Source organism: Micromonospora sp. NBC_00858 (assembly GCF_045207365.1).
Lineage (GTDB): Bacteria > Actinomycetota > Actinomycetes > Mycobacteriales > Micromonosporaceae > Micromonospora.
The window spans coordinates 2249561-2263318 of record NZ_CP108828.1 but is presented as its reverse complement, the minus strand read 5'-3'; the positions used below and the strand labels follow the sequence as shown (position 1 = coordinate 2263318).

The following is a 13758-nucleotide window of genomic DNA, read 5'->3' as shown; positions in this document are numbered from 1 at the left end:
TGACTTCCCGGAGCCGGGTGTCGGCCCGGCGTGTGGTGGTTTAACGGGTTGCGGGGACGTGCAGCCCGTCGAGAAGGCGACGGACCCGGCGTTCGATCTCGTCGCGGATCGGCCGCACGCCGGCAAGGTCGAGGCCGGCAGGGTCGTCGAGGTCCCAGTTCTCGTAGCGGGTGCCGGGGAAGACGGGGCAGGCGTCGCCGCAGCCCATCGTGACGACCACGTCGGCGGCGCGCACGACCTCGTCGGTCCAGGGCTTCGGGAACTCCTCCGAGATGTCGATGCCGCGTTCGGCCATCGCCGCGATCGCCGCCGGATTCACCTCGATCCCGGGTTCGCTGCCACCCGACCACGCCACCGCGCTGTCGCCGGCGAGGTGGGTGAAGAAGCCGAGCGCCATCTGGGAACGGCCGGCGTTGTGGGTGCACAAGAACAAGGCGACCGGGCGGCCGTCACGGTGATGGCCCTCCACTCGGGCCAGGGCCCGCAGCCGCTGGCGGGCGAACCGTTCGGCGAGCAGCGGCAGGTAGTTGGGGACGCTGCCGACGGTGGCGAACTGGTCGTAGCTGGCGTGCAGGAACCGCTCCACCGTCTCGGTGCCGTAGGTGCCGTCGAACTCGGCCGCAAGGCGGGCGGCGGCGGTGCGCAGGGCGAGCTGCTGGTCGACGGAGAGGTCTTCGCGCAGGTAGGGACTGGTGTCAGTCATGGCGGTCTCCCGAACTCATGGCGGGGGTGATGACGGGGGCGACGCGGTCGACGCGGGCGGCCAGGTCGGCGAACGCGGCCTCGAACGCGGCGTCGGTGTCGACGCGGACCGGGTCCGGAACCGACCAGTGCAGGCGCGGCCGGACCGGGCCGGTGAGTTCCTCGTGGGCGTTGTCGCAAACGGCGATGACCAGATCGTCGTCCCGCAGGATGTCCGCGACGTGGGAGGTGCCGGTCGGGTTCAGGTCGAGGCCGTGCCGGTGGGCCACGGCGACGGCGCGAGGATGAACCTGCCCGGCGGGCTTCGTGCCGGCAGAGGCCGCCGCCGTCTGGGTGCGGTCGGACCAGAGGGCGGCGGCGAGCTGCGAGCGGGCGGAGTTGCGGGTGCACACGAACACCACCCGGCCCACCCGGGCCAGCGGCGGCGGAGTCAGCGTGGCCAGAGCCTCGGGTTGTAGCCGCAGGTAGGTGCGACGCCGGTCGCCCTCGGAGCGGCCCCGGACGACCAGGCCGGCTTCGGTGAGGACCTTGACGTGGTGGGCGACCAGATTCGTCGGCATGCCGAGATCGTGGGCGATCTCGCCGGGGGAGGCGTCGCCCAGGGTGAGCGCGTCCACGATCGCCAGGCGCGCCGGGTCGCCGAGGGCGGCGTGGATCCGTGCGCGCCCCGACAGGGAAGCAAATTCAGTAGTCATTGACTCAATGATTGCTGAGCGATTGAGAGCTGTCAAGCGGGACTAGTCACAGGGTGTAGCCCCGTGGCGGAGGCCAGATGTCGGATCGCCCTTGTGACCAGCCGTTGGGCAGGGTGCAGCTCCAGGTCTCGCGCCGCATGTCAGGTCCGCGGGGCGGTCAAGTCCGGGTGGCCGGCGTCGCTTTGGGCGTGAAGTCCGGTCAGCAGCAGGTCATCAGATAGGCCTGCAACTCGGTCAGCGCCGCGAGCGCCCCGTCCCGGTCGGCCCGGTAGTACACGGTCTTCCCGTCGCGCCGCGACGTCACCACCCGCCCCCGTCGCAGCAGGGTCAGCTGCTGCGACGCTGTGGCCTGACTGATGCCCGTGCGCTCGGCCACTTCTCCGACCGACAGCTCGGCGCCCTGCGCGAACAGCATCATGATCCGCTGGCGCGTCGGGCTGCCCAGCGCCTTCAGGAACTCCTGCGTGTCCGGCGCCAGCCCGGTCGGCCCGGTGGCGGGCGCCCCGGCTGCGGGCGTCGACTGATCCATGTCTCCTAGCCTCCCCCACCATCATCATATTGTCATTCAACAAAACGACGATATGATGATGGTGTGACCACCTCTCCAGAACCCGTGATCATCGTCGGCGGCGGTCAGTCCGGCCTCGCCGCCGCACGTGCCGCCCTTTCTGCCCGGCTGCGCCCGGTCGTCCTGCACGTCGGCGTCGAGCCGGTCGGCTCGTGGCCGGACTACTACGACAGCCTCACCCTGTTCTCCCCGGCCCGATACAGCGCCCTGCCCGGCATGGCCTTCAGCGGGGAAGACCTCGACCGGTATCCGTGCCGCGACGAGGTCGTCGCCTACCTGCGCCGCTACGCCGGCAGCGTCGACGCCGATATCCGCAACGGGGTCCGGGTCACCGCCGTGCATTCGCGCCCGGCCGGCGGGTACCTCGTCCACACCGACACCGGCGACGAGATCGCGGCGGCGGGCGTCGTCGCCGCCAGCGGCTCCTTCGGCAACCCGTACCTGCCCGTCCTGCCCGGCCAGCGTCACTACGCCGGCGAGCTGCGGCACGTCGCGCACTACCGTCGGCCCGAGCCTTACGCCGGCAAGCGGGTCATCGTCGTCGGTGCCGGCAACTCCGCCGTTCAGGTCGCGCACGAACTGGCTCCGCACGCCACGGTCACCCTGGCCACCAGGGCGCCGATCCAGTTCGTACCGCAGCGCATACGCGGCCGGGACCTGCACCACTGGCTCGACGTCACCGGCGCGGACCGCCTCCCACGGTGGGTGCTCACCCGCCTCGTCCGCCACGCCGCCGTGCTCGACACCGGCGTCTACCGCGACGCCGTCGCCTCCGGGCTCCTCGCCCGCCGGGAGATGTTCACCGCGTTCATCCCCGATGGCGTCGTCTGGGCCGACGGCAGCCGCGAGCCGGTCGACGCGGTCATCTTCGCCACCGGCTACCGCCCACACCTGGACTATCTCGCCCCGCTCGGGACCTTGGAGGACGGTATGCCCCGGCACGTGGGCGGGATCTCGGCCACCCACCCGGGGTTGGTCTATGTGGGGTTGGAGTTCCAGCGGTCGTTCTCGTCGAACACGCTGCGCGGCGTCGGCCGCGACGCTACCTACGTCGTCAGCGCCCTGGCCGCAGGCATGTCCGGCGGAATTCGGGGGAGGTCCCGGCTCACGCGGCGGGTGTCGGCTCCACGGTGAGCAGCGCGGCGAGCTGACGCAGGATGGCTGGCCGGGCGCGGTAGTACACCCACGTGCCTCGCCGTTCCGAGTCGACCAGTCCGGCCTCGCGTAGCGCCTTCAGGTGGTGCGAGATCGTGGGCCCGGTCAGGTCGAAGGCCGGGGTCAGGTCGCAGACGCACGCCTCCCCGCTCTCGGCGGAGGCGATCATCGACAGCAGCTGCAGCCGCACCGGGTCACCGAGGGCCTTGAATGCCGGCGCCAGCACCGCCGCGGTCTCGGCCGGCACGCGCCGCTGCGCCAGAGGTGGGCAGCACGGCGTGTCGGCAGTCAGATCGATGAGGGTGAGGGGAGCCACTTGCTTCGACATGCCTCTAGGTTGACATCTCTCTAATCAGCATGCAACTCTCTGATTCGACGGACGTCAAGACAGCCGTCCGAAGGAAGGGGAATGTCATGTTCCGGTTCGCGCGTCGATCGAAGTCGCCCGCTGCTGGTGTCCGGTTCTGCGACTCTTGCGCCGAGGTCACCACCACCGACCAGCGGGCTCAGCGCCTCTACGACGCCGCCCGCACCGCCACGTATGCGGCCTACGGACGGTTCTAGCGGAGCGTCGAACTGCTAAGCCCGACGTGACCCTGCTCGAACGCCGCAATCCCGTCATTACCTAACCAGCCGGTGACCTCGCCGCCCAGGCCACCGTCCGCCGATTGATCTGATTGTTCTCAACACAAGGAGTTCCCTGATGAGTGCCCTGGACAACCTCCCCGTCGTGGTGATCGGTGCTGGTCCGGTCGGCCTGGCCGCCGCCGCGCACCTGCACGAGCGCGGCCTGCCGTTCACCGTCCTGGAAGCCGGCGACACCGCCGGAGCGGCGGTGCGCCAGTGGGGCCACGTCCGGGTGTTCTCCCCGTGGCGGTACAACATCGACCCGGCCGCCCGGCGGCTGCTCGACGACGCCGGCTGGGTCGCCCCCGACCTGGAGGCCCTGCCGACCGGCGCGGACCTCGTGGCCGACTACCTGCAGCCCCTCGCGGAGCTGCCGCGGCTCAAGCCGCACCTGCGCTACGGCGCCCGCGTCGAGGCGATCAGCCGCCTCGGCCTCGACCGGCTGCGCACCGCGGGACGCGAGTCCACGCCATTCCTGGTCCGTCTCGCCGACGGCGAGGAGATCCTCGCCCGCGCGGTGATCGACGCCTCCGGCACCTGGGGCACCCCGAACGTCCTCGGCGCTTCCGGCCTGGCCGCCCGGGGCGAGAAGGACGCGGCGGCGTTCCTCGAGCACGCCCTGCCGGACGTGCTCGAAGCGGACCGGGACCGCTTCGCCGGCCGGCACACCCTGGTCGTGGGCGCCGGCCACTCCGCCGCGAACACGCTGCTGTCCCTGGCGGAGCTGGCCGCCGCCGAACCCGGCACCACGGTCACCTGGGCGATCCGCACGGCCAGCCCGGCCCGCACCTACGGGGGCGGGGACGCGGATGCCCTCCCGGCGCGCGGCGCACTCGGCTCCCGACTGCGGGCGCACGTCGACGCCGGCCGGATCCGGCTGCTCACCGGCTTCTCGGTGCACGCCCTCACCTCGACCGACGGCCGCGTTGCTGTCGTCGTGCGGCACGCCGACGGTGGTGAGGAGTCGATCACGGTGGACCGGATCGTCGCCGCCACGGGCTTCCGTCCCGACCACTCCATCGCGTCCGAGCTGCGGCTGGACCTGGACCCGGTCATGGGCGCCACCCGCGCCCTCGCGCCGCTGATCGACCCGAACGAGCACTCCTGCGGCACGGTGCCCCCACACGGCGTGGACGAGCTGTCCCACCCGGAGGTCGGCTACTACGCGGTCGGGATGAAGAGCTACGGCCGGGCACCGACGTTCCTCATGGCCACCGGCTACGAGCAGGTCCGCTCCGTCGTCGCGGCCCTCGCCGGCGACTGGGACGCCGCCCGCGACGTGCAGCTCGACCTGCCCGAGACCGGGGTCTGCAACAGCAACCCCGCCGACTCGGTCAACGGTGACAGCTGCTGCGGCCCGGCTCCCGTCGCCGAGCCGGCCGGGCGGGGTCTGGCCACCGGCATCGCCGGTGGGCTGCTGTCCGCTCCGCTGAGCCTTATCACCCTCGACGCCGCCCCCGCCGGCGGTCAGACCGGTGGCTGCTGCGGTAGCTGATGCCCGCCACCACGACGGTGCCCGCCGACGCCAGCGTCGGCGGGCACCACAGCACCCACGGCCGGCGGATCGTCGCGGCGCTCGCCATCACCCAAACCGTCGGCTACGGCACCCTCTACTACGCCTATGCAGTCCTGCTGCACCCGATGGCCACCAGTCTCGGCGCGTCCACCACCGCCGCCACCGGCGCGCTGACCGCGTCCGTCCTCGCAGGCGCCCTCATGGCCATCCCCGTCGGGCGGTGGCTCGACCGCCACGGCGGACGTGCCCTCATGACCGTCGGCTCGGCGAGCGCCACCGCGCTGGTCCTGGCCTGGTCCCAGGTCCACACCGTCTGGCAGCTTTACGCGGTGATGATCGGCATCGGCGTCACCGGTGCGATGGTCCTCTACGAACCCGCCTTCGCCGTCATCGTCACCTGGTTCACCCCCGAGCGACGCGGAAACGCCCTCCTCGCGGTCACCATCGTCGCCGGATTCGCCAGCACGATCTTCCTCCCCCTGACCAGCGTCCTCGTCGAACACCTCGACTGGCGCACCGCTCTGATCGTCCTCGCCGCCATCCACGGACTGATCACCGTCCCGCTGCACGCCGCCACCATCCGCAGACCACCCCACCCACCCACGCACCAACGACGGCAGGGGCGGCCGGCCTCAGCCCGTACCGCGACCGGCGACATCCGATTCTGGATCCTCGTGATCACCTTCGTCGCCCACGGCGCCGCGACCAGCACGATGGTCGTCCACCTGGTCGGCTACCTCACCAGCCGCGGCCACCCCGCGACCTTCGCCGCAGCCGTCACCGGCCTGCTCGGCGTCCTGTCCGTCACCGGCCGAATCGTCCTGACCGGAGCCCGGCGGCTCGCCTCGATGACGACCGTGGTCGCCGTGATCTTCGGGATCCAGGCCGTTGCCGCCGCGTGCCTTCCCGTCCTGGCCGGCAGCCGAACCGGCTCCGTGGTCGCGGTCGTGGCGTTCGGGCTCGGCTTCGGCGTGTCCAGCCTCGCCGCACCTGCCCTGCTCGCCGACCGATACGGCACCACCGCGTACGCCAGCATCGCCGGCATCCTCGCCCTGCCCGTCACAGTCTCCCGAGCTGCCGCTCCGCTGGCCGCTGCCGCCCTGCTCCACGCGGCGCGCAACTACCAGTCGCTGCTCATCGCCGTCGCGATCTGCTGCGCCGTCGCGACAGCCGGCATGCTGCTACGCGCACAAACCTCTGCGCAGATAGCCGCGAACGCTGACTTGCAGGGAGGTAGGTCCTAAAGCAATGAGCCAGCTCGCAGCGCGGGCCCAGCAGGCGGTGACGCGCGGGGGCGTCATGTCCCGAAGCCACCTGTCGGGCCTGGCACCTCAGCCGTCGTCGAGCACCGGCTGGGTGTTCATGTGGCGGTGGTGCATCGGTAGCGGATGACAGCTGCGGGTATGGCCGTGGCGAGCAGTCCACCGATCCAGATCAGGGCCTGCCACACGTGGGTGGCGGTCGGGCCGCCCAGGCACAGCGCCCGCAGCGCGTCGACAGTCACGGTGATCGGGTTGACGTTGGCGAAGGCTTGCAGCCAGCCGGGGAAGGTGGCCACCGGGACGAACGTGGAGCTGGTGAAGATCAGCGGGATGACGGCCAAGAGTCCGCCGATACCGGCCGACTCGGGGTCGCGGACGAGCAGCCCGAGCAGCGCGAAGATCCACGAGAACGCTATCCCGACCGCCAGGGCGAGCCCGATCGCGGCCAGCGCGGCGGCTGGGCCGGCGTGGAAGCGGAATCCGATCGCGTAGCCGACGCCGGTCATCAGGGCGAGGACGAACAGGTTGCGGGCGGCGTCTGCGGCGACGCGGCCGGCCAGGACGGCGGAGCGGGCCATCGGCAGTGCCCGGAACCGGTCGATCATGCCGGTGGTCAGGTCGTCGGCGAGGGCGACGCCGGTCTGGGAGGCGCCGAACGCGATGGCGAGGACCCAGATGCCGGGCAGCGCGTAGTCGATGTAGCGGGTGACGCCGGGCGGGTGGATGGCGCCGCCCCAGGCGTAGGTGAACAGCAGGACGAACAGCACCGGCTGCACGGTGGCGAACGCGATCAGCGTCGGTACCCGCATCAGGCGGTGCAGGTTGCGGCCGGTGATCGTGGCAACGTCGGCCAGCAGCCAGCCCGGCCCGCTCATTCGCACGACACTGCCCGGCGCGATGGTCGCGGTCATCGGACGCTCCCGGTCGTCATGGTGTCCGAGGCGGACGGTGTAGTCGTGGGCTGCCCGGTGAGGGTGAGGAACACGTCGTCGAGCGTGGGACGGCGCAGGGCGAGGTCCGATACCCGCAGCCCGCTCGTGGCGAGGCGGGCGGCGACGTCAGGCAGGATGCCCGGTCCATCGGCGACCGGAACGACGATGCGGCCGGCCTCGACGTCAACGGTTGGCGGCGCGGAACCGAGGCCGGCCATCGCTGCGGCGAGCGGGTGCGGGTTGGCGCCGGGGGGTGCCTGCAGCTCCAGGCGGTCGCCGCCGACCTGAGTCTTCAGCTCGTCGGCGGTGCCGGTGGCGATGACCCGGCCGTGGTCGAGGACCACGATGGTGTCGGCGAGGCGGTCGGCCTCCTCCAGGTACTGGGTGGTCAACACGATGCTGGTGCCGTGCGTGGTCAGCTCACCGAGCAGTTGCCACAGCCCGAGCCGCCCCCGCGGGTCCAAACCGGTGGTGGGCTCGTCCAGGAACAGCACGGCAGGCGCGGCGACCAGGCTCGCGGCCACGTCGAGGCGGCGGCGCATCCCGCCGGAGTAGGTCCGGGCGGTGCGGCCGGCAGCGTCGGTGAGGTCGAACAGCTCCAGCAGGTCATCGGCCCGCCGCCGCGCGGCGGCCCGGGGCAGTCCGGACAGCCGACCCATCATGCGCAGGTTCTCCCGACCGGTCAGGTAGGCGTCCACGGCGGCGTACTGACCGGACAGGCCGATGACCCGTCGCACCGCGTCCGCCTGACGCACCACGTCCAAGCCCATTACCCTGGCCCGCCCGGCGTCCGGGGGCAGCAGCGTGGTCAGGATCCGCACCGCAGTGGTTTTGCCCGCCCCGTTCGGTCCGAGTAGCCCGAGCACCCCGCCGGTCGGCACCTGCAGGTCCACGCCGGCCAGGGCGGGCACCTCACCGAACCGTTTGACCAGGCCCTGCGCCTCGACCGCCGGTCGTTCACCCATCTCGACCACCCAATAGCTAGGATTACTACCTATCGGCCGGACAGTAGCATAACTACCTATGCAGGGGATAGGCTCCGCTCATGAAGGTGGGTGCGCAGGAGCTCAAGGGCCATCTGGACGTGCTGCTCCTCGCCGCGTTGGAGGACGGTCCGCGGCACGGGTACGCGGTCAAGGAGGCCCTGCGGGAGGGCAGCGGCGGCCGGTTCGACCTGCCCACCGGCACCATCTACCCGGCCCTGCACCGCCTGGAAAGCGCTGGTCTGATCGCCGGGTCCTGGTCGAGCGTGGACGGCCGGCGCCGGCGTACCTACCAGCTCACCCCGGTCGGCGAGCGGCGGCTGCACGCCGACCGCAACAACTGGCGCGAGTTCGCCGCCGCGATCACCACAATGCTGGGGACCAAGCCGTGGCCAGCCACCAGCTGATCGACGCCCACCTCGGCGTCCTGGCCCGCCGCCTGCCTGCCGACGCGGTCGACGAGCTCGCCGACGGGCTGACCGAGACCTGGCAGCACCACCTCGCCGCCGGGCTGCCGCCGGCGGACGCGGCCCGAGCCGCGATCGCCGAATTCGGCACGGTCGACCAGATCACCGACGCGTTCGTCGTGCACTCCCCGAGCCGGCGGACCGCCCGGATGCTGCTGGCCACCGGCCCCGTTGTCGGTGCCTGCTGGGGCGCCACCCTCGTCGCCGCCCACGTCTGGAGCTGGCCAGTTCCCGCTCCGGCTGCGGCCGTGTTCGGGCTCACGCTGCTTGCCGTCGTCGCCGCGTTGATCACTGCGGCGACCAGCCGGCGTAGCTATCGGCGCGCTCGCCTGGGGGACGCCGGCGGTCTCGGCCTTGTCGCTCTGGACGTGGCGATGGTGGCCGCCGTTCTGCTTTTCGCCCCGACCCTGGTGTGGCCAATGCTCGTGGCGATTCCGATCAGCCTGGCCCGCATCGGCCTGACCCTGCAATCCCTGCCCCGAGCACGCGCACACTGACCGGCTTGTCGCGCGCCTGGCCGTTCGTCGCGAGGCGATTGGCGAGGCGTCGCGGCGATGGCCCCCACCGCCCGCGGGTGCCCGACTCCACGGGACCGAGGACCGCCGCGGCCGGGAAGCGCTCGGCCACTTGGTCAGCGAGGACCAGGGCCTGTTTCAGCTCCGCTTCAACGTCGAGAGCCCCAGGACACCTGGGCGGCTATAGGTAGCGGCATACCTGCTCGGGCGGGCAGGTGTCGGGTTCGGCGTTGGTGGCGGAGTGGTGGAGCTGGGCGACGGTGGCGCGCAGGGCGTGTAGGTCGGCGAGCTGGGCGTCGATGGCGGCGAGCTGGTCGGCGAGCAGTTGGCGTACGTGTCCGCAGGGGGCGTGGCCGGTGTCGCGGACGGTGAGGATGTCGCGGATCTGGGCAAGGGTGAGTCCGGCAATACGGCCGCGGCGGATGAAGTCGAGCCGGGCAACGGCGTCGCCGCCGTAGCCGCGGTAGCCGGCGCGGGTGGGAGCAGGCCGCTGGCTTCGTAGAAGCGCAGCGTCTTGGTGGTCGTGCCGGTTGCCGCGGCGAGTTCCCCGATCCGCATCCGGTGACCTCCTGTCGTCGCGCCTTGACCTTCCCCTGTACTGGAAGGTCCAGTCTGGTACCGGTAGAGCCGTGACGGCCAGGCGGTGTGCGTTTTGCCATCGAGGCCGCTTGCCGTGGGGAGGCTGTTGATGACCGCAGCGGCAGATGCTGTAGGGGCCGAGGTGGGCGAGCTGGACTGGCTCCTGGCGGAGTACCTGAAGATCATGCCGGTGCTCGATCCGGCGCAGGCGCGCCTCGCCGTCGGGTTGTGGCGGCTGCTCGCCGAGGGCACGCCGGTCACGGCCCCCGCGCTGGCCGGGCGACTCGGTGTGCCGGAGCAGCAGGTGGCCGCTGCTCTCGACGGCGTGTTGGCCGGCACTCACCACCAGGACAACCAGGGCAGGATCATTGCCTTCTGGGGCCTGTCCCTGCCCGAGATGCCGTCGCCGCACCGACTGACAGTCGACGGGAAGACGCTGTATGCGTGGTGCGCGCCGGACACCTTGTGGCTACCGCGAGTGCTGGGCAAGACCATCGCGGTGCAGTCGTCGCTGGAGACGACCGGGCAGCCGATCTCGCTGCTCCTGGGACCGGACGGCATTCAGGAAAACTCGGCCGATGGTGCTGTCGTGTCCTTCGTGCGAGCGCGCGGCAAGAGTGTGGGCGACGCGGTTGCAGCAGTGATGTCCAGCTGCTGCCGTGACCAGCTGTTCTTTTCCAGCGGGCAGGCTGCAGGTCATTGGGCTGAGGCCCAAGGACGCGAGGACATCGCGGTGTTCCCTGTCGAACAGGCCATCGACGGCGCGGGCCGGTTCATCGAGGCCCTCGTCGGATCAGCCCTGCATGGCCGGGTGAGCGTTGAGCTCCGTTCCGTGCCGGACTGTCCGAACCTTGCTCGGGCTCGGGAGGCGCTGCAGGCCGCGCTGGCCGACCTCGGGCTGCCTGCGGTGGTGACCGAGGTGGTGGGGGACTATCCGTCGCCGTCGATCCTGGTCAACGGCGTGGACGTGATGGGCGGCAGCGGTGACGGGCCGGCGGCCTGTCGGCTGGATCTGCCCACTGGTGGGCGCATACGCGCTGCCCTGCGCCAGGCGATGGGCGCCGAATCCGCTACCGCCGCGACGGAGCCCAGCCTGGCCGATTGCTGGGCACAGCCGGGCAACGCCATCCGGACCGACCGGCCCCGCCGTGCCGAGCAGCTGCCCGACAGGCTGCGGCAGGTGCACCGGGCGATCCTGCGCCACTTCGCCGCCACCGGGACTGCTCCCAGCGGCGCCGACATCCGCACTGCCGTCAACACGGCAGAACTGGACACAGCAAACGCGCTGCGCGAACTCGCTCGGCAGGACCTTGTCGCCGTAGACAGCGCCGGGCGTCTGGTCGCGGCCTACCCGTTCTCACCAACGCCAACGCCGCACGTGGTGTCGCTCGGCGATGTCGAGGTGTTCGCGATGTGTGCCATCGACGCGTTGGGCATGCCGTTCATGCTCGGCACCGACGCGGTGATCACCTCTGTCGATCCGCACACCGGCCAACCGGTCCGCGTGACCATCACCAACGGTGCCGCTACCTTCCAGCTGACGGAGGCGGTGATCGTGTACGCGGCCACCGGAACGACCGGCCGCTCGGTCGATACCTGCTGCTCCACCATCAACTTCTTCACCAACGCCTCGAACGCCCAGGCGTGGATCGCCGCCCATCCCGGTCTGGCCGCCACCGTCCTCGACCAGGACCAGGCCGTCACGCTAGGCCGCGACATCTTCGAACCGCTGCTCGCCTCAGGCCGACACCCAGCACCGCCGGCCCGCCCGCTGTCGAACCGAACAAAGGTGCCTCACATGGACGACTCCGTGAAGGGTCAACAGTTCACCGCCATGGTCGCCGCCGCCACCCGCGGCCGGGTCCTGATCCCGATCCCCTTCAACCCGGACACCGTCTGGGGAACCAAGCCCCGCCACCACATCCGCGGCACCGTCAACAACATAGGTGTGCGCGGCGTCGTCGAACCAGACGGTCACGGCTTCGCGTTCACCCTCGGCCCGGCTTGGCTACGCGGCTGCGGCCTTGCCGTCGGCGACACCGTCACCGTCACCATCGAGCCCGAGGGCCCCCAACGTGACGACCTCGCCGAAGACGTGGCCGCCGCGCTAGAAACGCATCCGCAGGCCGCAGCGTTCTTCGATTCCCTGGCCCAGTTCTACCGGCGGGCCTACCTACGCTGGATCGACGCCACCAAACGCCGACCCGATCAACGGCCCCAACGTATCGCCGAGATGGTCCAACTCCTCGAAGCTGGGCACAAGGAGCGCCCGCAGCCGTAACGATCCGGATGCGGCGTTATCGAGCGTGACGGCTTGCGCTAGCTGCTGCGCGGGGCGTACATGATGACGGCGACCCCTACGAGACACATGGTTGCGCCGATGAGGTCGTAGCGGTCGGGGCGGAACTTGTCGACGACCATGCCCCAGGCGAGGGATCCGGCGACGAAGACGCCGCCGTAGGCGGCCAGGATGCGGCCGAAGTTCGGATCCGGCTGGAAGGTGGCGACGAAGCCGTAGAACCCGAGGGCGGTGACTCCGGCCGCGATCCACCACAGCCCTCGGTTTTCCCGCCAGCCCTGCCACACCAGCCAGGCGCCACCGATTTCGGCGAGTGCGGCAAGCAGGAAAAGCAGGATCGAGCGCGCGACCGTCATACGTCGGACCGTAGCGGGGCCACCTCGCGGTCGCGCTGGTCGGCCTGGCCACAGGAGCAGTTGCCACCGGAGCAGCCGGCAGTGTGGCGGCGCTTGCTGGCCCACCACCAGGACAGGCCGGCGAGCACGGCCAAGGCGACGGCGACGCCGGGCAGGAAACGGTTGGCGGCGGCCCAGCCGGCACCGCTCAAAATCCCGGCGGCCAGCAGCAACGGCAGCACGCAGCAGGCGGCGCAGGCGGTTGCCGCGAGTCCGGTCATGCTGGAGGGGAGCAGGCGGCGCAGTCGGTCAGCAGGTGTCGACACGGTCGTTCCTTCCGGCGATTTCAACGAATGGCAGGGGGCAGCAGGAGCTGCCGGCGCAGGCGACCAGGTCGTCACAGCCGGCCGAGATGGCGGCGCGCAGGGTGTCGCGGATGACGGTGAGGTCAGCCAACTTCTCTTCGACCTCGACGAGCTTTTGGGAGGCCCGTGCTTGTAGGCCTGTGTCCGGGCGGGTGCCGTGGTGGTGCCGGCCGGCGTCGAGCAGGTCGGCGACCTCGTTGAGGGTGAAGCCGAGGCGTTGCGCGGTCTTGATGACCCGCAGCAGGGTGACTGTCTCGGACGGGTAGAGCCGATGCCCGCCGGGTGACCGCTGCGGGGAGGTGAGCAGGCCGCGGCGCTCGTAGTAGCGCAGCGTCTGCAAGTTGACCCCGGCCGCGTCTGCCAGCTGGCCGCTGCGCAATCCCGACCCGGTCATCCCTGATCCCGAAAAGCCGCAGCCCGCTCGGCGAGAGCATCGAGCACGTCGACGTGTGCCACCGGTACCCGAACGTCCAACGTCAGGGAGTCCGGAGAGGGCCGGGAGAGGTCAAAAGCGAAGAACGAGCAGCAAAGCGACTCACGGGCCGTCAGATCCCGCGCGGTCTCCTCCACCTGCGCCGCGCCGTCGAGCTGCAACCGCAGATGCTGTGCCGACAGTCGGTCGACACCCCGGACAGCGTCGCTGAAGAACTGATCGAACTCGGCGAGCCGCAGCGGCCGCTCAGCCGTCGGCAGGGTGCAGGCATCCGGAACCCACACGTCCTCTGCCGTGATGTGTTGGTTGCTCATACTGCTCATAC

The 13758-nt window shown here is 70.9% G+C and carries 17 protein-coding genes and 1 pseudogene; 7 read left to right on the top strand and 11 right to left on the bottom strand.

Features of this window, described 5'->3' with window-relative positions:
• Positions 1-40: 40 nt before the first annotated feature.
• The 3 genes from OG990_RS10670 to OG990_RS10660 form a co-directional block, all read right to left on the bottom strand.
• Complete coding sequence (locus OG990_RS10670; protein ID WP_406080174.1) at positions 41-703, bottom strand: arsenate reductase ArsC; 663 nt, start codon at positions 701-703, stop codon at positions 41-43.
• Positions 696-1397 carry a helix-turn-helix domain-containing protein gene (locus OG990_RS10665; RefSeq protein WP_406080172.1) on the bottom strand — a complete coding sequence of 234 codons (702 nt, stop codon included), beginning with the start codon at positions 1395-1397 and terminating at the stop codon, positions 696-698. The genes OG990_RS10670 and OG990_RS10665 overlap by 8 nt, the downstream gene beginning before the upstream one ends.
• Before the next feature lie 199 nt (positions 1398-1596).
• Positions 1597-1926: an ArsR/SmtB family transcription factor gene (locus tag OG990_RS10660; protein WP_406080170.1), complete on the bottom strand. Its 330-nt coding sequence runs from the start codon at positions 1924-1926 to the stop codon at positions 1597-1599.
• Positions 1927-1989: 63 nt separating this feature from the next.
• Here OG990_RS10660 and OG990_RS10655 point away from each other — a divergent pair, with 63 nt between their 5' ends.
• Positions 1990-3099, top strand: coding sequence for a flavin-containing monooxygenase (locus OG990_RS10655; RefSeq protein WP_406080169.1), 1110 nt, complete (start codon positions 1990-1992; stop codon positions 3097-3099).
• Here the strand turns inward: OG990_RS10655 and OG990_RS10650 are convergent.
• Positions 3071-3448 carry an ArsR/SmtB family transcription factor gene (locus OG990_RS10650; RefSeq protein ID WP_406080167.1) on the bottom strand — a complete coding sequence of 126 codons (378 nt, stop codon included), beginning with the start codon at positions 3446-3448 and terminating at the stop codon, positions 3071-3073. The two genes, OG990_RS10655 and OG990_RS10650, sit on opposite strands and share 29 nt — an antisense overlap.
• Before the next feature lie 86 nt (positions 3449-3534).
• On the opposite strand from OG990_RS10650, the gene OG990_RS10645 reads away from it, so the two are divergent.
• From OG990_RS10645 to OG990_RS10635, 3 genes are all read left to right on the top strand, one after another.
• Positions 3535-3684 (top strand): hypothetical protein, encoded by a 150-nt coding sequence (locus OG990_RS10645; RefSeq protein ID WP_406080165.1) that lies wholly within the window; start codon positions 3535-3537, stop codon positions 3682-3684.
• 139 nt (positions 3685-3823) lie between these two features.
• Positions 3824-5242 (top strand): FAD-dependent oxidoreductase, encoded by a 1419-nt coding sequence (locus OG990_RS10640; RefSeq protein ID WP_406080163.1) that lies wholly within the window; start codon positions 3824-3826, stop codon positions 5240-5242.
• Positions 5242-6507: an MFS transporter gene (locus OG990_RS10635; protein WP_406080161.1), complete on the top strand. Its 1266-nt coding sequence runs from the start codon at positions 5242-5244 to the stop codon at positions 6505-6507. Before OG990_RS10640 ends, OG990_RS10635 begins: the two co-directional genes overlap by 1 nt.
• 116 nt (positions 6508-6623) lie before the next feature.
• Here the strand turns inward: OG990_RS10635 and OG990_RS10630 are convergent, their stop codons facing one another.
• Positions 6624-7436 (bottom strand): ABC transporter permease, encoded by an 813-nt coding sequence (locus OG990_RS10630; RefSeq protein ID WP_406080159.1) that lies wholly within the window; start codon positions 7434-7436, stop codon positions 6624-6626.
• Complete coding sequence (locus OG990_RS10625; RefSeq protein WP_406080158.1) at positions 7433-8422, bottom strand: ATP-binding cassette domain-containing protein; 990 nt, start codon at positions 8420-8422, stop codon at positions 7433-7435. Before OG990_RS10625 ends, OG990_RS10630 begins: the two co-directional genes overlap by 4 nt.
• An 80-nt stretch (positions 8423-8502) precedes the next feature.
• Here OG990_RS10625 and OG990_RS10620 point away from each other — a divergent pair, with 80 nt between their 5' ends.
• Both OG990_RS10620 and OG990_RS10615 read left to right on the top strand, forming a co-directional pair.
• Positions 8503-8847, top strand: a complete 345-nt coding sequence (locus OG990_RS10620; RefSeq protein WP_406080156.1) for a PadR family transcriptional regulator — start codon at positions 8503-8505, stop codon at positions 8845-8847.
• Complete coding sequence (locus OG990_RS10615) at positions 8829-9404, top strand: permease prefix domain 1-containing protein (protein ID WP_406080154.1); 576 nt, start codon at positions 8829-8831, stop codon at positions 9402-9404. Before OG990_RS10620 ends, OG990_RS10615 begins: the two co-directional genes overlap by 19 nt.
• Before the next feature lie 199 nt (positions 9405-9603).
• Here the strand turns inward: OG990_RS10615 and OG990_RS10610 are convergent.
• Positions 9604-9980: pseudogene (locus tag OG990_RS10610) on the bottom strand (MerR family DNA-binding protein).
• Between the two features lie 163 nt (positions 9981-10143).
• On the opposite strand from OG990_RS10610, the gene merB reads away from it, so the two are divergent.
• A complete protein-coding gene (gene merB / locus OG990_RS10605) occupies positions 10144-12282 on the top strand; it encodes an organomercurial lyase (protein ID WP_406080153.1) in 2139 nt (712 codons plus the stop codon).
• A 38-nt stretch (positions 12283-12320) separates the two neighbouring features.
• On the opposite strand, the gene OG990_RS10600 is transcribed toward merB, so the two are convergent.
• From OG990_RS10600 to OG990_RS10585, 4 genes are read right to left on the bottom strand one after another with little or no spacing between them, the layout of a single operon-like run.
• Complete coding sequence (locus OG990_RS10600; protein ID WP_406080151.1) at positions 12321-12656, bottom strand: YnfA family protein; 336 nt, start codon at positions 12654-12656, stop codon at positions 12321-12323.
• The gene (locus OG990_RS10595) at positions 12653-12961 is read right to left on the bottom strand and encodes a hypothetical protein (RefSeq protein ID WP_406080149.1); all 309 of its coding nucleotides are present in this window, start codon (positions 12959-12961) and stop codon (positions 12653-12655) included. Before OG990_RS10595 ends, OG990_RS10600 begins: the two co-directional genes overlap by 4 nt.
• Complete coding sequence (locus tag OG990_RS10590; RefSeq protein ID WP_406080148.1) at positions 12945-13394, bottom strand: MerR family transcriptional regulator; 450 nt, start codon at positions 13392-13394, stop codon at positions 12945-12947. Before OG990_RS10590 ends, OG990_RS10595 begins: the two co-directional genes overlap by 17 nt.
• Positions 13391-13756 (bottom strand): hypothetical protein, encoded by a 366-nt coding sequence (locus OG990_RS10585; protein ID WP_406080147.1) that lies wholly within the window; start codon positions 13754-13756, stop codon positions 13391-13393. The genes OG990_RS10590 and OG990_RS10585 overlap by 4 nt, the downstream gene beginning before the upstream one ends.
• Between the last annotated feature and the right edge of the window lie 2 nt (positions 13757-13758).

What these genes read in the sequence shown, in the direction of transcription:
- OG990_RS10670 (WP_406080174.1), bottom strand. Translation starts at nt 703, where the DNA reads ATGACTGACACCAGTCCCTACCTGCGCGAAGACCTCTCCGTCGACCAG.
- OG990_RS10665 (WP_406080172.1), bottom strand. Translation starts at nt 1,397, where the DNA reads ATGACTACTGAATTTGCTTCCCTGTCGGGGCGCGCACGGATCCACGCC.
- OG990_RS10660 (WP_406080170.1), bottom strand. Translation starts at nt 1,926, where the DNA reads ATGGATCAGTCGACGCCCGCAGCCGGGGCGCCCGCCACCGGGCCGACC.
- OG990_RS10650 (WP_406080167.1), bottom strand. Translation starts at nt 3,448, where the DNA reads ATGTCGAAGCAAGTGGCTCCCCTCACCCTCATCGATCTGACTGCCGAC.
- OG990_RS10645 (WP_406080165.1), top strand. Translation starts at nt 3,535, where the DNA reads ATGTTCCGGTTCGCGCGTCGATCGAAGTCGCCCGCTGCTGGTGTCCGG.
- OG990_RS10640 (WP_406080163.1), top strand. Translation starts at nt 3,824, where the DNA reads ATGAGTGCCCTGGACAACCTCCCCGTCGTGGTGATCGGTGCTGGTCCG.
- OG990_RS10635 (WP_406080161.1), top strand. Translation starts at nt 5,242, where the DNA reads ATGCCCGCCACCACGACGGTGCCCGCCGACGCCAGCGTCGGCGGGCAC.
- OG990_RS10630 (WP_406080159.1), bottom strand. Translation starts at nt 7,436, where the DNA reads ATGACCGCGACCATCGCGCCGGGCAGTGTCGTGCGAATGAGCGGGCCG.
- OG990_RS10625 (WP_406080158.1), bottom strand. Translation starts at nt 8,422, where the DNA reads ATGGGTGAACGACCGGCGGTCGAGGCGCAGGGCCTGGTCAAACGGTTC.
- OG990_RS10620 (WP_406080156.1), top strand. Translation starts at nt 8,503, where the DNA reads ATGAAGGTGGGTGCGCAGGAGCTCAAGGGCCATCTGGACGTGCTGCTC.
- OG990_RS10600 (WP_406080151.1), bottom strand. Translation starts at nt 12,656, where the DNA reads ATGACGGTCGCGCGCTCGATCCTGCTTTTCCTGCTTGCCGCACTCGCC.
- OG990_RS10590 (WP_406080148.1), bottom strand. Translation starts at nt 13,394, where the DNA reads ATGACCGGGTCGGGATTGCGCAGCGGCCAGCTGGCAGACGCGGCCGGG.
- OG990_RS10585 (WP_406080147.1), bottom strand. Translation starts at nt 13,756, where the DNA reads ATGAGCAGTATGAGCAACCAACACATCACGGCAGAGGACGTGTGGGTT.